Origin of the sequence: Ochrobactrum sp. A-1 (assembly GCF_022488005.1) — a bacterium.
In the GTDB taxonomy this organism is placed as follows: domain Bacteria; phylum Pseudomonadota; class Alphaproteobacteria; order Rhizobiales; family Rhizobiaceae; genus Brucella.
The window spans coordinates 1,574,462-1,597,722 of sequence record NZ_JAKVQC010000004.1 but is presented as its reverse complement, the minus strand read 5'-3'; the positions used below and the strand labels follow the sequence as shown (position 1 = coordinate 1,597,722).

Here is a 23,261-nt window from a genome sequence, read left to right as displayed (position 1 = left end):
AGCCGATGCCGAGCCAGCTCAACAACAAATAACCGACAAAGGCACCCAGCATGTATTGCGCGCCATGGGCGAAGTTGATGATGCGAAGGAGCCCGAAGATGATGGCAAGGCCAAGGCTCAGCATGGCATAGAACGAGCCGTTGATGAGGCCGACCAGTAACTGCCCGAGAAGTGCCTGCAGAGGTATTCCGAAGATCATGGTCATTGTCTCAGACTCCCAGCGCGTGCGTGAGCGCCGCCATGCGGGCGGGCAGTTCGGCGGTCGGGAAGTTTTCCGTCACCACGCCATGGTCCATGAGGTAGAAGCGGTCGGCGACCTTGGCGGCAAAGCGGAAATTCTGCTCGACCAGCAGTACGGTCATGCCGCGCTTCTTCAGCTCCACCAGCACGTCGCCGATGCGCTGCACGATGACGGGCGCAAGACCTTCGGTCGGCTCGTCGAGCAGCAGCACCTTGACCCCGGTGCGCAGGATGCGCGCAATTGCCAGCATCTGTTGTTCGCCACCCGAAAGCTTGGTGCCGGGGCTGTTGCGGCGTTCATGCAGATTGGGAAAGAGTTCGTAGATCTCATCCAGAGACATGAGGCTCTGGCCGCCTTTAGCAACGACGGGCGGCAAAAGCAGGTTCTCATGCACGCTGAGCGTGGCGAAGATACCGCGCTCTTCAGGCACGAAACCGAGACCAGCATGGGCAATGCGATGCAGCGGCACGCGCATAATGTCCTTGCCGTCCAGTGTGATGGTGCCGGTGCGTTTGCGGATGATGCCCATGATGGCGCGCAGCGTTGTCGTTTTGCCGACGCCATTGCGGCCCAGAAGCGTGATGGTTTCGCCCGGCCAGATGTCGAGATCGACGCCATGTAAGGCATGGCTTTCGCCATACCAGGCATTGAGCCCGCGCACGGATAATAGCGGTTGGCCTTTATTCATGTTCGGTTCCCATATAGGCGGTGCGCACGCGCTCGTCCCTGGAGACGTCGGCATAGCTGCCGGAGGCGAGAATCTCGCCGCGCTGCAGCACCGTGACGTGGTGTGCAATGTCGGCCACCACCTTGAGATTGTGTTCGACCATCAGCACCGCGCGATCCTTCGCCACATCGGCAATGAGGGCGGCAATGGTGTGGACGTCTTCATGGCCCATGCCGGCCATCGGCTCATCGAGCAGCAGCACTTTCGGATCGAGCGCCAGCGTGGTGGCGATCTCGAGCGCGCGTTTGCGGCCGTAGGACAGATCGGCGGCCAGTGCATGACGGGCATCGGCAAGGCCGACCCGTTCCAGAAGCTCAACGGCCTGCGCATCGAGCCGGTCGAGTGCCGAGAGCGAACGCCAGAACTGCGTGGCAAGCCCATTGGGGCGTTGCAGCGCAACCTTCACATTCTCCAGAACGGTCAGATGCGGAAACGTGGCCGAAATCTGGAACGAGCGCACCAGCCCCATGCGGGCCACCTTGGCCGGATCGATCTTGGTGATGGTTTCGCCCAGAAGAGTGATCTCGCCGCTCGAAGGCTGCAAGAACTTGGTCAGGAGGTTGAAAACCGTGGTTTTGCCTGCGCCATTCGGGCCGATCAGCGCGTGAACGCGAGCATGTTCCACGTCGAGATCGACATTCTTGACCGCGTGAAAGCCGCCAAAAGACTTGCCCAGTCCGCGCGCCGAAAGAACGGTTCGACCGCCGGATGAGCCGCCACCGTCCGGCCCTGCTTCATGCAGGGCCGCCATATTGCCAGTTGCTGCGTTCATTCAACCAGCCTCTTACTGCGTTACCAGCGGGCAGCCGCTTTCTTCCGGCTTCATGTAGGCCTGATCGCCGGGAATGGTGTCCAACACCTTATAGTAATCCCAAGGCGCCTTGCTTTCATCAGGCTTCTTCACTTCCATCAGATACATGTCGTAGATCATGCGTCCGTTGGGGCCGACCTTGCCGTGACGAGCAAAGACATCTTCGACCGGCATTTCATGAAGCTTCTTGGCGACGGCTTCGGTTTCGTCCGTGCCTGCTTCCTTGATCGCCTTCAAATATTGGGTGACGGCGGAATAGGTGCCTGCCTGGATCATGTTCGGCATGCGGCCTGTGCGCTCAAAGAAACGCTTGCCGAATTCACGCGATTCATCGTCGCGATCCCAGTAGAAGCCTTCCGTCAGCGTCAGGCCTTGAGCGGCTTCGAGGCCGAGACCATGCACTTCCGACAGGGTAAAGAGCAGGGCCGCGAGCCGCTGGCCACCGGCAACGATACCGAATTCAGCCGCCTGCTTGATAGCATTCGATGTGTCGAGACCCGCATTGGCGAGGCCGACCACCTTCGCGCCGGAGGCCTGTGCCTGCAGCAGGAAGGACGAGTAATCGGTGGTTGCCAGCGGGTGGCGCACGGAACCAAGCACCTTGCCGCCCTTGGATTCGACGAATTTGGTCGTCTGCTCTTCCAGCGAATAGCCGAAGGCATAGTCGGCGGTGAGGAAGAACCAGGTATCGCCGCCCTGCTGCACGAGCGAGCCGCCGGTGCCGACTGCAAGCGCATGAGTGTCATAGGCCCAGTGGAAGCCATAAGGCGTGCACTGCTTGCCGGTCAGTTCCGATGTGGCGGCGCCGGTGTTGATGGTGATCTTTTTCTTGTCTTTCGACAGGGCCTGCACGGCGAGGCCGACTGACGAGGTCGTCAGTTCCATGATGGAATCGACCTGTTCGGTGTCGTACCACTGGCGCGCAATGTTCGAGGCGACGTCCGGCTTGTTCTGGTGATCGGCGGTGATGATTTCAATCGGCGCATCGAGCACTTTACCGCCGAAATCCTCAGCTGCCATCTTGGCAGCTTCGAACGACCATTTGCCGCCGAAGTCGGCATAGACGCCGGATTGATCGTTCAGAATGCCGATCTTGACCTTGCCGTCGGAAATTTCTGCCGCCGACGAGATAGCCGTGGCGGCGAAAAGCGCTGCCGTTGCAAGTGCGAGACATTTCATGAAGTGCTCCTCCCAATAACACCATAAACCGCAACGGAAAGCCGTACGGTATCCTCCTTATGAAGCAGTTTTTTCAGATGGGGCGGGGCCGTCTTCCTCACGACAAGCCACCCTCTGCTTCCGCCCGATTTGTTCCTCCGCTCGGGCGTTGAATTAGAACGGTAGCATTGACAAATGCGTACACGAATAACAATTTTTGAACAGTGTCTGTTCAAAAATGTACAGATAGAGCAGCATAAGCTGCTGCAATTGTTTGGGAGGGGTGCATGCGGCAGTTCACATGGGACGATCTGCAATATTTTCTGGCGGTTGCCCGCACCGGCCAGCTCTCCACGGCGGCACGGCAATTGCGCACCAGCCACGTCACTGTTCTGCGTCGGATCGACCGGTTGGAACAGGCGCTTGCGACCAAGCTTTTCGAGCGCAATCCGCGCGGCTATCTGCTGACGCCGATCGGCGAGCGGCTGGTAACGTCTGCCGAAGTCATGGAACGTGAGGCGATGAAATTCCACACTGAAGCCACCGGCAATCTGGCGGCACTGTCGGGCGTCGTGCGCCTTTCGACGCTGGAAGGTTTCGGCAATTTCTTTCTTGCCGATCGCCTGCCGGTGCTGGCGCAATCCTATCCGAGCCTCTTTGTGGAGGTGGTGACGATCCAGCAGATCATGTCGCTATCGCGCCGCGAGGCGGAACTGTCGATTACACTGCATATGCCGCGCACCGGCCCCTATCACAGCGAGAAACTGACGCCTTATCGTCTCTTCATCTATGGTCATCGCGATTATCTCGAACGGCATCCGCCGATCAGGACGCGCGAGGACATGGCCCGGCATCCGTTCGTCGGTTACATCGACGATATGGTTTTCACGCCGGGCCTTGATTACATGCGCGAAATCCTGCCGGGGCAGCGCTGCACCTATCAAAGCTCCAGCATCCATGCGCAGCTTATCGCCACGCAGATCGGCTATGGGCTGTGCGTGCTGCCTTACTTCATCGCCAGCCGGCATCCGGAACTGGTTCCGGTTCTGCCGCGTGAGATGCATCTGGTGCGTGAATACTGGATGAGCTGCCACATTGATGTGGTGGCTGCACCGCGAATCCGGGTGCTGAGCGATTTCATGATCCGTTCTGTGCGCGAATCTTCAGCAATTTTCCTTGGGGAATCCTTGCTGCGGGCATGAATTATAGTGAGATTGTCGTTCGTTGCCGGTCAAAGCATTTCCAGCAAAAGTGCGAAGCGTCTACGCGGGGAAATCAGTTCACTGGACTGATTTCTGATCCCGCTTCGATGCGTAGGATAATGCGTAAAAACAAAGAGATAGAGCGGCTCTACGATTCCGTCTTAACTGAAACCGCTCTAGATCGTACCGCCGCCAATGGCGAAAATGCATGTGATGACGAGCGCGGTAAAGCCGAACCCGATAATGAATAGATTAAGCGTTTTCATGGCCCCTCCCTTTCAACCCAGAGGCGTTATGTTCGACTTGCGGTAGAATGTCTACTCTAAATTGCATTCATCCAGACTAAAGTTGTGGAGCCTGATTTCAGACGGTTTCGCGCTCGATATCACGGCGAAGCACGATTGCTGTAGTGAGATCCTCTACAGTTTCATGGGTGGCGATGAGATCGCGCAAGCTGTTGAGCCGGTCTATGGAGGGAACTTCAACCTCGACAATCAAATCGAGCTGGCCGCTCACCGAGGAGACCCGGCGCACTTCGGCATGACGCGCCAGTTCATCGAGGAGGCCGAGTGCCGGCGTGCGCTTGAGGCTGACCAGGATCATGGCGCGAATGACATTCTTGTCGATCTGGCCGATATCCGCCCTGTAGCCGCGAATGACACCATTCTTCTCAAGATTGGCGACGCGCTCTCCGGTTGCGCTGCGCGAAAGACCGATGCGGCCCGCCAGTGTTTTCAGCGGTATGCGCGCTTCCTTGGATAGAATGGCCAGTATCTCGCGATCCTTCGCATCCAGTTCCCGCATGGTCGGTTCTTTCGTGTTGCCGTAAATGTGCCGGTCCATTCCGGCAATGTGCCGGTCTGACCGACGCCTTGTCTGATGCCTGAAAATCGCGGACATGCCAAGCTGATCCTGTGATCTCCCATTTATATTCAACCCGTGAAGCGCCTCCCATGACCGATATCTCGCATCCCGCCCCCGATTTTTCTGCGCAAGAGGCTGAAGTGCTGGCCCAGCTTCATTTCGGTGTGACGGCAAGTGCCTCGCCGCTCGACAGCGAGCGCGACCGCAATTTCCGGCTGAAGACGGGTAATGGATCAGGGGACTGGATTCTGAAGGTCGTGAATGCCAGCGAGCCGCGCGTCGAAAGCGAGTTCCAGACCGCGCTTCTGCAGCATCTGGCCAAGGCCGATCCGGCGCTTGCCGTGCCACGCCTGAAGGCGAGCCTGTCGGGCGAGGTGCTGGCCTCTGCCGAAAAGGAACAGGGCAAGCCTCATGCGTTGCGGGTGGCAAGCTGGCTTCCCGGCACCCCACTGGCCGAGGTCAAGCGCACCAACAGGCTGATGCACAATTTGGGCGGCGCGCTGGGGCAACTGGACCGCGCCTTGCAGGGCTTCATTCATCCGGGCGCCTTGCGCGATTTCGACTGGGACGTGCGCCATGCGGGCCGGGCGCGTGACCGTCTGCATTTCATCGACAAGCCGGAAGATCGCGCCGTCGTCGAGCGTTTCCTTGTCCGTTTCGAGCGCGATGTGGCGCCAAAGCTGCCGCTCCAGCGCGCGCAGGTGATCCACAGCGACGCCAATGACTGGAATGTGCTGGTCGACCCGCAGGACAATGAACGCATCGCCGGGCTGATCGATTTCGGTGATGCGGTTCACACCGTTCTGGTCGCCGAAGTAGCGATTGCCGCTGCCTATTCCATTCTGGACATGGACGACCCGATTGGTGCAGCCGCAGCCCTTGCTGCCGGGTTCCATGCGAAATATCCGCTTCTGCCGCAGGAAATCGATCTCATATTCGATCTGATTGCGATGCGCCTCGTCACAAGCGTCACGCTGTCGGCCTCGCGCCGCGAAAAGACCGACGATAATCCTTATCTTGCGATCAGCGAAGCGCCTGCATGGCGGCTTCTGCATAAGCTCGATGCCATGAACCCGCGCTTTGCCACCGCCATTTTGCGCAAGGCATGTGGTTTCGATGCTGTCGACGGTGCCGGTGCGGTGCGTGACTGGATCAGCGCCAACCGAAAGAACTTCGCCCCCATCGTCCGCCCGCATCCGGCGACGATGACCAAGGCGCTGGTGCCCTATGGCGATCCGGCCCATGTGATGACGGTCGATTCTGCGGGACAGCGCCCGAAGGAAGCCACCGCCTGGTGGGATGATTTCTGCGCCCGCAACCATGTGCAGCTCGGCATCGGCCCATGGGGAGAAAAGCGCACCGTCTATACCGATGAGGCGTTTCGTTCCCGCTTTGTCGAAGGCGAGCGGCGTGTCCACCATCTGGGGCTCGACCTGTTCATGCCTGCAGGCACGCCCGTCTACACGCCGCTTGCAGCCACTGTGAAAAGCGTCGAGATCGAGACCGCGCCGCTTGGCTATGGCGGGCTGATCGCGCTGGAGCATCAGCCGGAAGGCTGCCCGCCTTTCATCACGCTTTGGGGCCATATGGCGCATGAGGCTGTGTCCCGCCTCAAGCCGGGGCAAAAGCTCGCCGCCGGTGATCTTGTCGGCGCTATGGGTGACATGCACGAGAATGGCGGCTGGACGCCGCATCTCCATTTCCAGATTTCGACCGATACTGGCCTCACGGCAGCGGAAATTCTGGGTGTCGGCGAGAATGCCTATCTCGATGTCTGGGCCGATATTTTCCCGGATGCCGCAGTCCTTGCCGATATTCCGGCGGAAGCCTTCCATCAGACAGGACGCACGCGCGCCGAAATCGTCAGCGCCCGCAAGGACATTTTGCTGCCGAACCTCTCCATCTCCTATTCCGAGCCGATCAAGTTCGTGCGCGGCGAAGGGGCATGGCTGATCGACAATCGGGGCCGTGCCTATCTCGATTGCTTCAACAATGTCTGCCATCTAGGTCATGCGCACCCGGAAGTGGTGGAAGCGATCGCCAGACAGGCTGCGATCCTCAACACCAATACGCGCTATCTGCACGACAACATCGTTTCCTATGCGGAGCGCCTGACAGCGACTTTGCCGGAAGGGCTGACAGTGGCCTCTTTTGCCTGCTCGGGCAGTGAAGCGAACAGCCTGGCGCTTCGTATGGCGCGTGCCCATTCAGGCCAGCGCGATGCGCTGGTGCTCGACTGGGCCTATCACGGCACAACGCAGGAGCTGATCGACCTCAGCCCCTATAAATACAAGCGCAAGGGCGGCAAGGGACGTCCGGACCATGTGTTCGAGGCCACTATCCCCGACAGCTACCGCGCGCCGGAAAACTGGCCGCTGGCGGAACATGGCAAGCGCTTTGCCGAAAGCATTGCCGAGCAGATCGAGGCCATCAAAAGCCTTGGACGCGGCCCGGCTTACTTCATTGCCGAGTCGATCCCGAGCGTCGCCGGTCAGGTCTTCCTGCCGGAGTTCTATCTGCAGGAAGTCTACGCGATGGTGCGGGCGGCTGGCGGTGTCTGCATCGCGGATGAGGTGCAGGTCGGCTTCGGTCGCGTCGGCAGCCACTGGTGGGCGTTTGAAATGCAGGATGTGGTGCCGGATATCGTCACCATGGGCAAGCCCATCGGCAACGGCCATCCAATGTCGGCTGTGGTAACGACCCGCGAAATAGCCAACAGCTTCAACAATGGCATGGAATATTTCAACACATTCGGCGGTAATCCGGTGTCCTGCGCGGCAGGTCTGGCAGTACTGGATGTCATCGAGCGCAATGATCTGCGCCGCAACGCGCTCGACATCGGCAATTATCTCATCGACGGGTTCCGCTCGATGCAGAAGCGCTTCGATGTCATCGGTGATGTGCGCGGGCAGGGGCTGTTCCTCGGTATCGAGCTGGTCACGGATCGCAAAACCAAGGAACCGGCGACGGCGCTGGCCAAGAAGATCAACGATGGCGCGCGCGAACGCGGCATTCTGATGGGGACCGAAGGTCCGTTCGACAATGTGCTGAAAATGCGCCCGCCGATGATCTTCACGCGCGCCAATGCCGATCATCTCTTAAGCGTTCTGGAGGATAGCTTCGCGGCTGCGCTGAAGTAGTTCGTAGTCGGATAACTGAACAAACAACAAGTCCGGCGGCATGTCGCCGGCCAATGGATCGGCTTTGTCGAAATTCTGGGCCGAAATTTTGGCCCGAAACTCTGGGAGGAGGAACAATGAAAAAGATAGTTTTGGGTTCGTTGTTGGCGGTGGGCTTTGCCCTGTCCGCTCAAAGCGGGGCGCAGGCGGATACGCTTTCGACCGTAAAGGAACGCGGCAAGATCAATTGCGGTGTCAGTCAGGGCGTTGCAGGCTTTTCGTCGCCTGACGATCAAGGCAAATGGACCGGCTTCGATATTGATTTCTGCCGCGCCGTATCGGCGGCAGTCTTCGGCGATCCTGACAAGGTGAGCTTCATTCCGCTTTCGACCAAGGAACGCTTCACTGCGCTGCAATCCGGCACTGTCGATCTGCTTTCTCGCCAGACCACCTGGACGCTCTCGCGCGATGCGGGCATGGGCGTCCATTTTGTCGGCACTGCCTATTATGACGGGCAGGGCTTCATGATCCGCAAGGATCTGGGCGTCGATAGCGCGTTGAAGCTTGATGGCGCGTCGGTCTGTACCGAACAGGGCACGACCACCGAACAGAACGTTGCCGATTATTTCAGCGCCAACAACATCAAATACGAGCCGGTGGTCATCGATTCTGCCGACGGTATTCTGAAGGCGTTCGAAACGGGGCGCTGCGATGTTTACACGACCGATGCCTCCGCACTTTATGCGCAGCGTCTGAAGCTTGCCGAACCCGATGCTTTCACCGTTCTGCCGGAAGTGATTTCCAAGGAGCCGCTTGGACCTGCCGTTCGCCAGGGCGACGACAAATGGTTCAACATCGTTCGCTGGACCCTGTTTGCAATGCTTGAGGCAGAGGAACTGGGCATTACGCAGGCCTCGGCGGAAGCGGACCTCAATTCCAAGAAGCCGGATGTGCGCCGGTTCCTTGGAACCGAAGGCGACAGCGGCCAGCAGCTCGGCCTTGAGCCGAAATGGGCCTACAATGTCGTCTCAAAGATCGGCAATTATGGTGAAATGTTCGAACGCACCATCGGCAAGGGCAGCCTGCTCAAGATCGACCGTGGCATCAACGCATTGTGGAACAAGGGCGGGCTGATGTACGCGCCGCCGGTAAAATAACAGGACTTATACCAAGGCGCTGAGATGCTAACGCATCACGCCTTGAAAAAGTTCAATCGCCATTCGGGCTTAACCAAAGTCCAATGAGTTTTACTCAATGGACATAGAGCATTTCCTGTTTTGGTTCAATTTTTGGAAATGCTCTATCTATTTGTTTTTACGCATGTCTTTATCCCGAAACCGGTTCCCACTTTCGGGAGGCACGCTCTAGGTTTACAGCTCTTCGAGCAGATCGCCGAAGGCTTCAATATCGCGCAGGCGCTTTCGTCCGGAAGCGCCTGCTTTTTCAATCGCCCGCGTGGTCAATAAATGGCAGAGCGCCATGACCGCGACGTGGTTGAACAGCGGGCCGGGCGCCAGTGTCTGGCAATGAAAATGCCATTGCGCGGAAGCCCGGAACGGTGCGCCTTCATCGGTGATATAGAGAAGTTTCGCACCGCGCTTTTCGATGGCGGCAAGAATGTCGTCCATCTTCGCGATACGGCGGCGAAGCGCAAAGACGATGACCAAATCGTCGGGACTGATGCTCGCAATATATTCGCCCAGTGTCTGGCCCGGTCCGGGAACCGCAACGATATTGTCCACCACCTGTATCATCTGCCATTGCAGGTAGGCCGCAAAAGGCTGACTGCTGCGAAAACCGAACACCCATGTCTTGCGCGCAGCAAGCATCGCATCCACAACGGCATCAATCTGCGTTTCGCGTATGGAAAGAAAGGTCTTTTCCAGATTGGCAATGCCCTGACCGACATGCGAGGACAGGGACTGCCCGCTCTCCGTGTCGGTGGCGCTCGACAGAAACAGACGCGATCCCGTCTGTTTTTCTTCGCGGGCGTGACGTCGGGATTCTTCATAAGTGTCGTAGCCGAGACGCTGCACGAAGCGCGTCACAGTCGCGTTGGAAACATGGGCGAGTGCTGCCAGTTCCGACGCCGAATAGCTCGCCAGTTCCCCCGGAAAATCACAGACGAATTCACCAAGCCTTTTTTCGGCTGGCGGCAGTTCGCCCATGACGTCTCTTACACGGGTCAGAAAGGACTTTTCGGTGGGTTTCATGGCCTGCCTGATGAAATCAGATTTTCAGAATGCCTAACTATTAGCAGCTTTTGATTATTTTTGCATCTTTTTCGCTCAAGGATTGTGCAGATTATCTATCTGAAAATAAACGATAAAAAAGTTCTTGTAAAAATCGATTTTCTGATGTTTGATTATGAAAAAATAATTTCATGCGGCTAATATCATGGGAGTTGGACCGTTATGGCAGGGGAACAAATGATACAATCCGGTGCGACATCACCGGCCATCAAGCAGATGGAAAATGCTTTGGGAAACATCGGTGTGACGACTGCGCACAAGCAGATTCTCGCGCTGATCCTGATCGGCTGTCTCTTTGACAGTTTTGAGCAGAATACGATTGGCCTTGTGGGGCCGATCCTTCGCGAACAATGGGGTTTGTCGGGTGCCGATATCGGTTTCCTCAACACCATCACCTTCGCAAGTGCGGCGGCAGGCCGTCTCCTGTCCGGCATTCTTGGTGACCGGTACGGTCGCCGTGTCATGCTGACAATCAATCTTCTTCTCTTCACCGTCGGTTCCGCACTTTGTGCACTCGCTCCGAGCTTCGGCTGGCTCTGCTTCGCACGTGCCATTGTCGGTTTTGGTGTCGGCGGCGAAATCTCGACCGCGGTGACGATGCTTGCCGAATTCTGTTCGCCGAAGTTCCGCGGAACCGCTGCCGGTCTCGTCAATGTCGGCGCAGGTGGCTTCGGCAATTTCCTCGCACCGGCTTTCGGCCTGCTGGTCTTTACGCTCTTTCCGGGCGACGACAATTGGCGCTGGCTCTTCGCCGTATTGGCGATCCCGGCTTTCCTCGTCGTTTTCTTCCGCCGTTACGTACCGGAAACACCGCGCTTTCTGGCCTCACAAGGCAAGATCGACGAAGCAAACAAGGTGCTTTCCATTTTGGCGTCCGGAACACTCCGGCCCAAGAACCTGAAAGTCACCGAATATCTGTCGAAGATGGAAGATGGTGACACCAAGCCTGTCAAAGGCAACTGGAAGGAACTGTTTCAGGCCCCTTATCTTGGCCGTACGGTCCCCGTGGCGATCGCGATCCTGATGAGCTACGGCGCACAGCTTTCCGTACTGACACTGATGCCTATGATCTTCGTTTCGATGGGCTATACGCTTTCGGGCAGCCTTCTTTACAGCATGATTATCCAGAGCGGCAGCGTGCTTGGCGCTATCGCGGCATCGGCCTTCGGCTATTATTTCCCGCGCAAGAAGGTTCTCAGTCTCGGTGCGGTCTGCGCCTGTGCCGCTGCGCTTTCAATCATTTATCTCGGCACGAACATCTATCTGGTGCTGTTCTTCGGAGCGCTGTTCCAGTTCTTCGTGCTGTTGCTGAACACGTCGATCTGGATTTACGCGCCGGAACTCTACCCGACCCGTATCCGCGGCTTCGGTGTGGCGCTCATCCTTGCGAGCGGCTCGGCAGCCGGGTCCTTCGTTCCGACGATTGCTGGCGCCTTGTTCGACACATATGGAATGCTCGGTGTCTTCGGCCTTGCAGCATCGATGTATGCCATCTTCGCATTCTGCATCCAGCTTGGGCCAGAAACCTATGGCCGGTCCATGGAAGACCTGACGCAGCCGGCGGAAGCCGACGAGCCAACGGTCGACTTCACTAAAACTGCTAAAGAACAGGCCTGAACATGACTGCATCATCCCCTTATGTCCTGCTGATCAATCCAAACAGCTCGGAGGCAACGAGCGGGATGATGCTCGATATTGCCAGACGCAGGGCGGATGGACGGCTTCGGATTGAAGCAGCCACCGCCACGCGCAGCCCCTCGATGATCGTCAATGACGAGCAGCTTCACGCTTCTGCGGCACAGGTCATCGAAATCGGCAGGCGGCAGGATTCGAACTGCATCGGGGTCATCGTCAGCGCTTATGGCGATCCCGGTGTTGTGCATCTGCAGGAGAGCCTGGCAGTGCCGGTTCTCGGCATATGCGAGGCCTCGATGGTCGAGGCAACGCGGAACGGACGACGTTTCGGCATTGCAACGGTAACGCCGGATCTTGCCGATGCGATAGCAGCCAGGGCGGAAAGCCTCGGCCTGTCGCATCTTTATACGGGTATTCGTTGCACGCCGGGCGATCCGGAAAAACTGGCAGGTGATGGTGAGCGTTTGCGCATGGAGCTGGAAGCGGCAGTGCAGCTTTGCATCACGGATGGTGCAGAGGCGGTTATCATCGGCGGCGGACCGCTAGGTGAGGCTGCGGAACAATTGCAGGGAAGCTTCGATGTTCCGATCGTCGCGCCGATCTCGTCAGCTGTGGAGCTGATGGTTGAAGCACTTGATAATCGGCAGGTTTGCGGAGAAGCGCAGGCTTGATTGCAAGAAACCCGGACAGATGTTCGGGAATGCGAAAGACATTCATTGGTGCGCTCCATCCGCTCGCGCCACGTCATGGGTAAGCCGGGGGCAACTGTGAACGGAATGTCTTGCTAGCACGCTTCCCTCTTGGCCACGAGGGAAGCGTGTTTTTATTGGGGCCAGCTTATCGTTGTTTGGCGAGGCCCTGCTCACGCATCTGGCTGAGGCTCATTTTCGGTGAAAGTGCTTCCGGATCGATGCGGATTTCGATAAGGCCCGGCTTGCCGGACTTTTCGCAAGCCTCGAAGGCAGGGGCAAAATCAGCCGTCTTTTCCACCACTTCGCCATGCAGGCCATAGGCGCGGGCGAGCGCCGCAAAGTCAGGATTGGCAAGGCCGGTGCCTGAAACGCGGCCCGGATAGGTGCGTTCCTGATGCATGCGGATCGTGCCATACATGCCGTTATTGACGACGATGAAGATGGCATTGGCCCCATATTGCGCGGCTGTCGCCAGTTCCTGACCGTTCATGAGGAAACAGCCGTCGCCTGCAAAAGCCACCACTGTGCGTTCCGGCGCGGTGAGCTTGGCCGCGACCGCAGCCGGTACGCCATAGCCCATGGAGCCATTGGTCGGCGCCAGCTGGCTGCGATAGGTGCGGTATTGGTAGAAGCGATGCGGCCAGGCGGAATAGTTGCCCGCGCCATTGGTGATGATGGCATCGGCTGGCAGATGCGCGCGCAGCCATTCCATCACTTCGCCCATCTGCACATCGCCGGGGATGGTGGGTGATTTGATGTTGTCGCGGTAATCGGCATTGGCGCTGTCGGTCCATGCCTTCCAGCGCGGATCGGCAACTGGCGCGAGCTTCGCTACCGCCGCACAGAAGGCAGGCATGGAAGCATTGACCGGAACGTCTGCATGATAGACGCGGCCCAGTTCCTCTGCGCCTGGATGGATATGGACGAGCTTTTGCTGCGGCACCGGAATGGATACCAGCTCGTAGCCCTGCGTCGTCATTTCACCAAGGCGGGCGCCGATCACGATCAGAAGATCGGCATCGCGAACGCGCTGCGCCAGCTTGGGGCTGATCGAGGTTCCCATTTCACCGGCATAAAGCGGATGGGTGTTGTCGAACATATCCTGGCAACGGAAGGATGCGGCGACCGGCAGATGCATGTTCTCGGCAAATTTCTGCAGATCGCTGACGGCGCTAGCATCCCAGCCGCCACCGCCGACGATGACCAGAGGCCGCTCGGCCTTCGCGAGCAGCGCCTGCATGTCCTGCAACTGGTCAGCGCCTGGATGCATCTGGACCTGCTTATAGGCCGGTGCATCGCTGACGGCGGCATAGGAGGTCAGCATGTCTTCCGGCAGGGCGATCACGACCGGGCCGGGGCGTCCGTTGACGGCGCGGTGAAAGGCTTGGCTCACAAGTTCCGGTATGCGTGCGGCGTCGTCGATCTGGACGACCCATTTGGCCATCTGGCCGAACATACGGCGATAATCGATTTCCTGAAACGCCTCGCGCTCGACCTGATCGCTGGCGACCTGACCGATGAAGAGCAGCATCGGCGTCGAGTCCTGAAAGGCCGTGTGGACGCCGACCGAGGCATTGGTTGCGCCCGGACCGCGTGTGACGAAGCAGATGCCCGGCTTGCCGGTCAACTTGCCATAGGCTTCCGCCATGTAGGCCGCGCCGCCTTCCTGCCGGCATACGATCAGGTCAATCGCGTCGCTGGAATCATGAAAGGCGTCAAGCGCGGCGAGATAGCTCTCGCCTGGGACGCAGAAGACCCGGTCAGCGCCATGGATGCGTAGCGCATCCACCAAAATCTGGCCTCCGGTACGGGCATTGGGTTTGCTCGTCATGTGATGCATTTCCTCAATCTCACCATGTCTGGCTTGCCATTCGGCTCGCCTTGCAAGGACGGTTTCTCCGCCTCTTTTCAAAAAAGATTGCCGTAAATTTCCGACAACCTATGTGTTTAGGGGAACGGGAATTCATGGTCAGACGCACCCAAATGGCCGACAGGTGCACCAGGCCTGTTTAGTTTTGCGGCAAAGTTTTCAGGTTCAGCCGCCTGCTTCTCCTCCCAGTCAAACACGTTGATATGAACATAGCCAGCGGTGCGAATACAGATTAAACATCATGACTAAACTGTATGAACTCATGATGCACCGGTATGGAGGAACAGCGATGGCCAAGGAAAACACGGGCAAGATCCGCATCGGTATTGGCGGATGGGCCTATGAACCGTGGGACAAGAGCTTCTATCCTGAAAAGCTGTCGAAGAAGCGCCAGCTTGAATATGCCTCGAGCAAGCTGACATCGATCGAAATCAACAGCACTTATTACGGACCCCAGAAGCCCACGACCTTCGCCAAATGGCACGATGAAACGCCGGAAGGCTTTGTGTTTTCACTGAAGGCGCCGCGTTTTTCCACCAATCGCCGCGTGCTGGCGGAGGCGGGCGAGAGCATTGAACGGTTCATGACCGGCGGCATGATGGAACTGAAGGACAAGCTCGGTGTGGTCAACTGGCAGTTCATGGGGACGAAGAAGTTCGATCCCGTGGATTTCGAGGCGTTCTTGAAGCTGCTGCCGAAACGTGTGGACGGGCGCGATGTGCGCCATGCGGTGGAGGTGCGCCACGACAGTTTCAATTCACCGGAATTCATTGCCTTGCTGCGTGAATATGGGGTAGCCGTGGTGATTGCGGGCGACAGCGACTTTCCGCAATTTGCCGATATGACAGCGCCTTTCGCCTATCTTCGCATCATGGGAACGAAGGAAAGCGAACCGCTTGGCTATAGCGAAAGCGATCTCGACCAGTGGGCGGCGCGCGCGCAGGCGATAGCCGTTGGAGAAATTCCCGAAGGATTGAAGACCGTCACGCCGCCTGTTGCCGATCATATTGCCCGCGATGTCTATCTCTATGTCATCAGCGGCTATAAGGCGCATAATCCGCATGCGGCCATGGCCTTGATCGAACGGGCAAAATGATGCCTCGTGGCGGCTGTTGATTTTCATCTGAGTCGCCTGAGCATCATGTCAAAATTCGATCTTTCCGCGCTTGAAGCCTTCGTTCATACCATTCCGCAGAATTACAAGGGACCGGGCGGTGCGGTCGCGGTGCTGAAAGACGGCAAGGTTGTGCTGCGCCATGCATGGGGCTTTGCCGATCTTGCTGCGCGCAAGGCAATGACGCCCGAAACGCGTATGCCGATCTGTTCGGTCAGCAAGCAGTTCACCTGCGCCGTTCTGCTCGACAGTGTCGGCGAGCCGGAAGTTCTTGACGATGCCCTTGCCGCCTATCTCGACAAATTTGCGGAAAAGCGCCCCAGCGTGCGCGATCTATGCAACAACCAGTCGGGCTTGCGTGACTACTGGGCGCTGACGGTTCTGTGCGGGGCCGATCCGGAAGGCATTTTTCTGCCCGAACAGGCGCAAAGCCTGCTGCGCCGCCTGAAGACCACGCATTTTGCACCGGGAACGCATTATTCCTATTGCAACGGCAATTTCCGCATTCTGGCTGATCTAATCGAGCAGCATACGGGCCGGTCGCTGGTCGAACTCCTGTCGGAGCGCATTTTCCAGCCTGCTGGTATGAAGACCGCAGAGCTTATTCCCGATACGGCTCTGTTCAGCGAATGCACCGGCTATGAGGGTGACACGGTGCGCGGCTTCCTGCCTGCCGTCAATCGCCTCCACTGGATGGGAGATGCCGGCATCTGCGCGTCGCTGGACGACATGATTGCCTGGGAGCAGTTCATCGATGCGACCCGCGACGACGAAAATGGAATCTATCGTCGCCTGAGCGGACCGCAGACTTTCCGCGATGGTGCATCAGCGCCTTACGGTCTTGGCCTCAAATTCGAGGAAACGGGAGGCAAGCGGCTGACCGGCCACGGCGGCGCTCTGCGCGGCTGGCGCTGCCAGCGCTGGCATTGCGCGGACGAGCGCCTCTCGACAATCGTTATGTTCAATTTTGAAGGCGGCGCGTCCGACGTTGCCTTCAAGCTGATGAATATTGCGCTTGGCGTTTCCACATCGGAAACGGTCAGGGTCGAAGCCGATGCCGCATGGTTCGGTTCATGGCTCGATCGTGAAACAGGTCTTGTGCTGAGCCTCGAAGATGCGGGACGTGGATGCATGAAAGCGCGTTTCGGCACTGGTCCGGAAATGATGGACGTGGTGAGCGAGAACGAAGCGCGTTCCTCGATGACCACAATCCGCCGCGATGGTGATACGATCCATCTGGCGCGCGAAGATGAAAATCTGAGCCTGACGATGCAGCGCCTGAAAGGTGCGGCGAAGCAGGATATTGCGGGGCGTTATCGCAGCGACGAACTTGAGGCCGATCTTTTGATCGTCAATGAGGGCGGTGCTTTCTACGGAGCTTTTGAAGGATTTCTCGGCAAGAGCGATATGTATTCGCTCTATGAGACGGGACCGGATGTGTGGCTTTTGCCGGTGCAGCGCTCGATGGATGCACCGTCACCGGGCGAATGGAAACTTGTCTTCCATCGGGATGCCAAAGGCGAGATAACAGGGATGACCGTCGGCTGCTGGCTGGCACGGCATGTGGACTACAGGAGAATTCAGGAATGAGCGAACTGAAAGTCAGAACCCGCGAGACGGGCGCCGTCGCTGAACTGCCGCAGGGAAAACTGCCTGTCATCACCACGCCGACCGGCGGCGTGGTTGAAATCGTCACCAGTGTCAGTCAGGCAGGCTTCAACCCGCTCGACCTTATCTATTCGTCAGTTGCGGCCTGTATGGCGTTGAGCGCGCGCATTGCCGCGACCAAACTCGAACTGAAGGAAAAGCTGACCAATGTGCGGGTGGAAGTGAAGGGCGACAAGGCGCATGAAGGGCCGTCGCGTATCGAACGGTTCAACATTACCTTTCACTTCGACGGTGATTTGACCGACGACGAAAAACATCGCCTTGCCGAAATGGCCGAGGAAATCTGCACCGTCAGCAATACGCTGCGCGGCGAGCCGCGGTTTGATCTGAAGGTATCGTAACCTTCAGATCACATCCCGGATGCGTTCGACGCCGACTTTGATGACGTTTTCCATGGCCAGACGCGCCTTTGTGGGATCACGCGATGCAATGGCATGTGCGATACGCAGGTGATTGGCCGCGCATTCGGTAATGCCCTCCCGCGAAGTTGCCGGTGAAGACAACTGAAACGAGACTGCGAGCGCGGCTTCGATCAAGCCGCTCACCGAACGCATGAACGGGTTGCCGGACATGCGGGCAACGGCAAGATGGAATTCCAGATCGACCTTGGCAATGGATTCCGGCGTGTGGTTCGGATCGTCGAACTTGGCGGCGAGCGCGTAAAGCTCGACAATTTCGTCGCTGGAAGCGCGCTCTGCGGCTGCGGCTGCGGCTGCCGGTTCCAGCGCCATGCGCATTTCGGCCAGATGGTCCACGAAGACTTCATCGAAGCCCGCCTCGAACCGCCATGTCAGCACGTCGGGATCGAAGAAGTTCCAGCTGGCATGGCCCAGAACGCGCGTGCCGACCTTGGCCTTGGGTTCGATGAGGCGCTTGGCGGCAAGGGTTTTCATTGCCTCGCGCAGAACCGTGCGGGATACGCCGAAGCGCAGCGATAACTCATGATCGCCGGGAAGAATGGACCCTTCGGGAATGGTGCCCGCGACGATGCCACGGCCCAACTCGCCCACTACGACTGCGTGGCTGTTATGGCGCTTGCGTCCGGTTATGGCCGTTTCCAGCAATCCCAATTCAGGCCTCCTTCATGCGTTGCCGCGCCAGTCTTAGATCGGAGAACCATACAAGCCCTCGTTGCAGAGCAATGAACAGGAACAGCAATATACCGATTGCTATTTTGGTCCACCAGGAAGACAGCGTGCCGTCGAAAACAATGTAGGTCTGGATCAGCCCCTGTATCAGAATGCCGACAAATGTTCCGGCCACAAGGCCGGCACCGCCTGTCAGCAAGGTCCCGCCGATCACCACCGATGCGATGGCGTCCAGTTCAACCCCCACCGTCGCCAGCGAATAGCCGGACGAGGTATAAAGCGTATAGACGATCCCGGCGAGGCCGGAAAGGATACCCGACATCGTATAGATGCCGATTGTGGTGCGGGCAATCGGAACGCCCATCAGCTCAGCCGACTGCTGGTTGCCGCCCAGCGCATAGATATTGGCACCGAAGCGCGTGCGATGGGCGAGGATGCCGCCGACGATGAAGACTGCCAGCATGACCATGGCGATGAATGTCAGCCTGCCACCACCCGGAAGTCGAAAATAAAGCCCCTGCAACGTATCGAGGAAAGGATGCGCGATGGGCACGGATTGCGTCGAGATGAGGAAGGCCGCGCCGCGCGCCAGAAACATGCCCGCAAGCGTTGCCACGAAGGGTGGAATCCGCAAGAAATGGATCATCATGCCCATCCACGCCCCGAACAATGCCGCGATCACCAGAATGAGCGCGAAAGCCACAAGCGGATGGACGCCGAACTGCCCGACGAGCACGGCAACGAAGACGCTGGTAAAGGCGATGACCGAACCGACCGACAGATCGATGCCGCCGGAGAGGATCACGAATGTCATGCCGACGGCGGCAATACCGAGAAAGGCATTGTCGGTCAGAAGATTGCCGATCACCCGCGTCGACAACATATTCGGAAACTGGATGATGCAGATCACATAGGCGAGCAAAAAGATTGCAACCGTGGTCAGAAAAGGCAGATTGCGCAGTGCTTTCATTGCCGTGCTCCCTGCTGGCTCTGGTGAACCGGATTGGCTCCATTGCCCTTGCGCTCTGAGCGCAGGAAGGTAATGAGCTGCACAATGGCCGGTGACTGGAAGGTGAGCACGATCACGATGATGACGGCCTTGATGATGAGGTTGAATTCCGGCGGAAAGCCCGCCATCAGGATGCCTGTGTTGATCGACTGGATGATGAGCGCACCGAGAAGCGAGGCCATGATCGAGAAGCGCCCGCCATTAAGTGAGGTGCCGCCGATGACGACGGCCAGAATGGCGTCGAGTTCAAGCCACAGCCCGGCATTGTTGGCATCCGCGCCGCGAATATCCGCCGCCGCAATCAGCCCCGCAAGGGCAGCGCCGACGCCAGAAACCGCATAGACGCTGAACAGCAGGAACCTCGCCTTGACGCCCGCCAGCATGGCGGCGCGCCGATTGATGCCGGTTGCTTCAATCAGAAAGCCGAGAGCGCTGGAACGCACCGCGATACCGACTACCAGCCCGGCGAAAATCCAGATCAGCACGGGGATGGGTATGCCGAGAAATGCGCCGGAGCCAAGCGCTGCAAAGGAATCATTGTTGAAAGTCAGGATCGCGCCTTCGGTGATAAGCTGTGCGATGCCGCGACCTGCCACCATCAGGATAAGCGTCGCGATGATCGGCTGAATATCGAAGACTGCAACCAGAAAGCCGTTCCACAAGCCACACAAAAGGCCAACGCCAAGCGCTGCCGGAATCACAATTGCAAGCGGATAGCCTGCAACGATGAGTGACGCGGCAAAAGCGCCGCTGATTGCCATGACCGCACCGACCGACAAATCGATGCCGCGCGTTGCGATTACCAGCGTCATGCCAACGGCCAGAATAGCAACGGGTGCGGCGCGCACCAGAATATCGATCAGGCTGCCATAGAGCCGTCCGTTTTGGAACGAGATGTCGAGAAAGCCCGGCGCGATGATAGTGTTTGCCACCAGAATGAGCACAAGGGCAGCCAGTTGGGGGCTAAGTCTTTTGAGTTTTCTGGTCATGCGGGCAATCATTCTGCAGCTTCCTTTTCACTTCCGGTCTCAGCGATTGCACGCACGATATTGTCGGCAGTGATTTCCTCGCCCTTCAGTTCCGCCACATGGCGTCGATCGGATAGGACGATGACGCGATTGGCAACGGCGGCAAGCTCCTCGAATTCGGATGAGATGATAACCAGCGACATGCCATCGGCGCAAAGCTCTCCGATGAGCTTGAGGATTTCAGCATGAGCGCCGATGTCGATACCGCGCGTCGGCTCGTCGAGGATCAGCAGGCGAGGATCGGTGGCGAGCCAGCGGGCCAGAATGGCCTTCTGCTGGTTGCCGCCGGACAGGAATTTGATCGGCTTGTCAGGATCGGGCGGACGAATATCCAGCGCCTTGATGTAGCGTTGGGCAAGCGCCGTCTTTTCGCGCGAGGAAATGGGTCTGGACCAGCCGCGCTTCGCCTGAACGGCGAGCGCAATGTTTTCTGCCATCGAGAAATCACCGATGATGCCGTCGGTCTTGCGCTCTTCCGGGCAGAAAGCGAAGCGCTCCGAAATGGCGGCGACGGGCGAGGGAAGTCTGGTTTCCTTTCCGTCGACGGTCAAGGTGCCGCTATCGGTCTGATCGACACCGAACATCAAAAGAGCAGTTTCGGTGCGGCCGGAACCGAGCAGCCCGGCAATGCCGACGGCTTCTCCTGGCTTGATCGAGAGATCAAATGGCGCCACGCTACCCTTCTTGCCGAAGCCTGCAAAGCGGATCGGGGCCACTGTATCGCGACTTACTTCCTCGGTGAGCTGGCGGCGCACGGTTTCCTGCAACTGGTGGCCGAGCATCATGGAAATCAGATCGGTGCGCGGCAGTTCCGACAGGTTGCGGCTGCCGACCAACCGTCCGTTGCGCAGCACGGTGGCACAATCAGCGATGGCATAGACCTGATCCAGAAAATGGGTGATGACGACGATGCCGAGGCCTTCGGCCTTCAGCTGGCGTAGCACGCCGAACAGCATCTCGACTTCGCGGGCATCGAGGCTGGCGGTTGGTTCATCGAGAACCAGCACCTTGCCGGAAAGATCGACGGCGCGCGCAATCGCGATGATCTGGCGGATGGCGACCGAATAGGCGGACAGAGGCGCGGCGACATCGATGGTAAGGCCGTAGCGGGAAAGGAGTTTCGCTGCATCTTTTTCCATCCGGCCCCGGTCAACCAGCCCGAAACGTTTCGGCTGGCGCCCCAGAAACAGGTTTTCGGCGACCGTCAGATTTTCGAGCAGGTTGACTTCCTGATAGACCGTGCCGATGCCGAGCGTCTGCGCTTCCGCCACAGAGGCGGGCGCGATCGGCTGGCCCTCAAGCAGGATCGCCCCGTCGAAGCCGTGATAGGCGCCGGTCAATATCTTGATGAGCGTGGATTTGCCCGCACCGTTTTCGCCGAGCAATGCATGGATTTCACCCCGGTTGAGCGTGAAATCGACATGGTCGAGCGCGGTCACGCCCAGAAAGGATTTGGTGATCGAGCGGGCTTCAAGAAGCGGCATTGCGGCCGCCGATGGAGCGTCTTTTGCAGCCATGGCAGTCTTCCATTGCATTTTGCAAAGGTCATTCCGGGCCGCGATAGCCGCGGCCCGAGGACGAGAGGATCAGTAGCCGAGACCCTTCTTGGCTTCATAGACGGCCTTCGGATCGTCAGCCTGCGTGTAGAGCTTCGATTCCGTCTGGATCCACTTCGGCGGAACAGTGCCTTTGTCCTTGAAGGCTTCAATCGCGTCGAATGCCGGGCCTGCCATGTTCGGCGTCAACTCGACGGTCGCGTTGGCTTCGCCATTGGCCATGGCCTGGAAGATGTCCGGCACGGAGTCGATCGATACGATCTTGATCTCGGTGCCCGGCTTCAAACCAGCTTCCTTGATGGCCTGAATGGCGCCGACGGCCATGTCGTCATTGTGGGCATAGACGGCGCAGATATTCTTGCCGCCACCTTCGGCCTTGATGAAGCTTTCCATGACTTCCTTGCCCTTGGTGCGGGTGAAGTCACCGGTCTGCGAGCGGGAAATCTTGATGTTGTCGTGTCCCTTGATCGCTTCCTCGAAGCCCTTCTTGCGGTTGATCGCTGGCGAGGAGCCGGTGGTGCCCTGCAGCTCGACGACATTGCACGGCTTGTCGCCCACATCCTTCACCAGCCAGTCACCGGCGACCTTGCCTTCGTGGACCTGATCGGAGGTAACGGCGGTTAGGTAAAGATCTTCCGGTGAATCGATCTGACGGTCGAGCAGGACAACCGGAATTTCAGCTTCCTTGGCTTCCTTGAGGACGGCATCCCAGCCGGTGGAGACAACAGGCGCGATCAGGATCGCATCCACACCCTGCGCGATGAAGCCACGCACGGCCTTAATCTGGTTTTCCTGCTTCTGCTGGGCGTCGGCGAATTTGAGCGTATAGCCGCGCTTTTCAGCTTCCTGCTTGGTCAGGGCCGTTTCTGCGGCACGCCAGCCTGATTCCGAGCCAATCTGTGAAAAGCCGACCGTCAGCGATGCGGCGGACGCGCTGGAAATCAGGGCAAGCGATAGTGCGGCCGTCAGGGCCGTCAAACTGCGTTTCATGGTGGTTCCTCCCATTAAGGCCCTCCCGGCCTCGTCATTTATGAAGCATATAATATTACTTTATGGCAAGCGTCTTTCGGTGCTTCCTGATGAAATGTCGGTGCGACAAACGCGCAATAGTCACATTTATAAATGTAAAACAAAGGCTTGTATTCGCTTTGTCTCTGTGGTCTTTGCGAACTGCCCCAATGGGGGCGGCAGCTCGCTTGACAAAGCGGGTTGCGGCAAAATAGTCAT

Annotated in this window: 20 protein-coding genes; 8 read left to right on the top strand and 12 right to left on the bottom strand. The window is 58.2% G+C overall.

Going from position 1 to position 23,261, the window contains the following annotated elements; all coding sequences use genetic code 11:
* The 4 genes from MKS82_RS17190 to MKS82_RS17175 form a co-directional block, all read right to left on the bottom strand.
* The coding region (locus tag MKS82_RS17190) for an ABC transporter permease subunit (RefSeq protein WP_425598880.1) at positions 1–205 on the bottom strand (205 nt) is incomplete at its 3' end.
* Positions 206–209: 4 nt separating this feature from the next.
* On the bottom strand, positions 210–929 hold the full coding sequence (locus MKS82_RS17185; RefSeq protein ID WP_109987346.1) for an ABC transporter ATP-binding protein: 720 nt from the start codon (positions 927–929) through the stop codon (positions 210–212).
* Positions 922–1,740, bottom strand: a complete 819-nt coding sequence (locus MKS82_RS17180; RefSeq protein WP_109987345.1) for an ABC transporter ATP-binding protein — start codon at positions 1,738–1,740, stop codon at positions 922–924. Before MKS82_RS17180 ends, MKS82_RS17185 begins: the two co-directional genes overlap by 8 nt.
* Before the next feature lie 12 nt (positions 1,741–1,752).
* A complete protein-coding gene (locus MKS82_RS17175; protein ID WP_109987344.1) occupies positions 1,753–2,958 on the bottom strand; it encodes an ABC transporter substrate-binding protein in 1,206 nt (401 codons plus the stop codon).
* 266 nt (positions 2,959–3,224) lie between these two features.
* Here MKS82_RS17175 and MKS82_RS17170 point away from each other — a divergent pair, with 266 nt between their 5' ends.
* A complete protein-coding gene (locus MKS82_RS17170; RefSeq protein ID WP_109987343.1) occupies positions 3,225–4,139 on the top strand; it encodes a LysR family transcriptional regulator in 915 nt (304 codons plus the stop codon).
* A 363-nt stretch (positions 4,140–4,502) separates the two neighbouring features.
* Here the strand turns inward: MKS82_RS17170 and MKS82_RS17165 are convergent, their stop codons facing one another.
* Complete coding sequence (locus MKS82_RS17165; protein ID WP_109987376.1) at positions 4,503–4,943, bottom strand: Lrp/AsnC family transcriptional regulator; 441 nt, start codon at positions 4,941–4,943, stop codon at positions 4,503–4,505.
* Between the two features lie 149 nt (positions 4,944–5,092).
* Between MKS82_RS17165 and MKS82_RS17160 the strand changes: the two genes are divergently transcribed.
* Both MKS82_RS17160 and MKS82_RS17155 read left to right on the top strand, forming a co-directional pair.
* On the top strand, positions 5,093–8,143 hold the full coding sequence (locus tag MKS82_RS17160; protein WP_109987342.1) for an aminotransferase class III-fold pyridoxal phosphate-dependent enzyme: 3,051 nt from the start codon (positions 5,093–5,095) through the stop codon (positions 8,141–8,143).
* 116 nt (positions 8,144–8,259) lie between these two features.
* Positions 8,260–9,279, top strand: a complete 1,020-nt coding sequence (locus MKS82_RS17155) for an amino acid ABC transporter substrate-binding protein (RefSeq protein ID WP_109987341.1) — start codon at positions 8,260–8,262, stop codon at positions 9,277–9,279.
* A gap of 213 nt (positions 9,280–9,492) precedes the next feature.
* Here MKS82_RS17155 and MKS82_RS17150 read toward each other — a convergent pair whose 3' ends face one another.
* Complete coding sequence (locus MKS82_RS17150) at positions 9,493–10,335, bottom strand: MurR/RpiR family transcriptional regulator (protein WP_109987340.1); 843 nt, start codon at positions 10,333–10,335, stop codon at positions 9,493–9,495.
* A gap of 201 nt (positions 10,336–10,536) precedes the next feature.
* Between MKS82_RS17150 and MKS82_RS17145 the strand changes: the two genes are divergently transcribed.
* Complete coding sequence (locus MKS82_RS17145) at positions 10,537–11,991, top strand: MFS transporter (protein ID WP_181394268.1); 1,455 nt, start codon at positions 10,537–10,539, stop codon at positions 11,989–11,991.
* Between the two features lie 2 nt (positions 11,992–11,993).
* A complete protein-coding gene (locus MKS82_RS17140; protein WP_109987339.1) occupies positions 11,994–12,680 on the top strand; it encodes an aspartate/glutamate racemase family protein in 687 nt (228 codons plus the stop codon).
* A gap of 166 nt (positions 12,681–12,846) precedes the next feature.
* On the opposite strand, the gene MKS82_RS17135 is transcribed toward MKS82_RS17140, so the two are convergent.
* Positions 12,847–14,532, bottom strand: coding sequence for a thiamine pyrophosphate-binding protein (locus MKS82_RS17135; RefSeq protein WP_109987338.1), 1,686 nt, complete (start codon positions 14,530–14,532; stop codon positions 12,847–12,849).
* Between the two features lie 328 nt (positions 14,533–14,860).
* Between MKS82_RS17135 and MKS82_RS17130 the strand changes: the two genes are divergently transcribed.
* From MKS82_RS17130 to MKS82_RS17120, 3 genes are read left to right on the top strand one after another with little or no spacing between them, the layout of a single operon-like run.
* The gene (locus MKS82_RS17130; RefSeq protein WP_109987337.1) at positions 14,861–15,667 is read left to right on the top strand and encodes a DUF72 domain-containing protein; all 807 of its coding nucleotides are present in this window, start codon (positions 14,861–14,863) and stop codon (positions 15,665–15,667) included.
* Between the two features lie 45 nt (positions 15,668–15,712).
* Positions 15,713–17,275: a D-aminopeptidase gene (locus MKS82_RS17125; RefSeq protein ID WP_109987374.1), complete on the top strand. Its 1,563-nt coding sequence runs from the start codon at positions 15,713–15,715 to the stop codon at positions 17,273–17,275.
* The gene (locus tag MKS82_RS17120) at positions 17,272–17,694 is read left to right on the top strand and encodes an OsmC family protein (RefSeq protein ID WP_109987336.1); all 423 of its coding nucleotides are present in this window, start codon (positions 17,272–17,274) and stop codon (positions 17,692–17,694) included. The genes MKS82_RS17125 and MKS82_RS17120 overlap by 4 nt, the downstream gene beginning before the upstream one ends.
* A gap of 3 nt (positions 17,695–17,697) precedes the next feature.
* Here MKS82_RS17120 and MKS82_RS17115 read toward each other — a convergent pair whose 3' ends face one another.
* The 5 genes from MKS82_RS17115 to ytfQ form a co-directional block, all read right to left on the bottom strand.
* On the bottom strand, positions 17,698–18,423 hold the full coding sequence (locus MKS82_RS17115; protein WP_109987335.1) for a FadR/GntR family transcriptional regulator: 726 nt from the start codon (positions 18,421–18,423) through the stop codon (positions 17,698–17,700).
* Between the two features lies 1 nt (position 18,424).
* Positions 18,425–19,411 (bottom strand): galactofuranose ABC transporter, permease protein YjfF, encoded by a 987-nt coding sequence (gene yjfF, locus MKS82_RS17110; RefSeq protein ID WP_109987334.1) that lies wholly within the window; start codon positions 19,409–19,411, stop codon positions 18,425–18,427.
* Complete coding sequence (locus MKS82_RS17105; protein WP_109987333.1) at positions 19,408–20,451, bottom strand: ABC transporter permease; 1,044 nt, start codon at positions 20,449–20,451, stop codon at positions 19,408–19,410. Before MKS82_RS17105 ends, yjfF begins: the two co-directional genes overlap by 4 nt.
* Complete coding sequence (locus MKS82_RS17100) at positions 20,448–21,995, bottom strand: sugar ABC transporter ATP-binding protein (RefSeq protein WP_109987332.1); 1,548 nt, start codon at positions 21,993–21,995, stop codon at positions 20,448–20,450. The genes MKS82_RS17105 and MKS82_RS17100 overlap by 4 nt, the downstream gene beginning before the upstream one ends.
* Positions 21,996–22,064: 69 nt before the next feature.
* On the bottom strand, positions 22,065–23,024 hold the full coding sequence (gene ytfQ, locus MKS82_RS17095; protein WP_109987331.1) for a galactofuranose ABC transporter, galactofuranose-binding protein YtfQ: 960 nt from the start codon (positions 23,022–23,024) through the stop codon (positions 22,065–22,067).
* Positions 23,025–23,261: the final 237 nt, after the last annotated feature.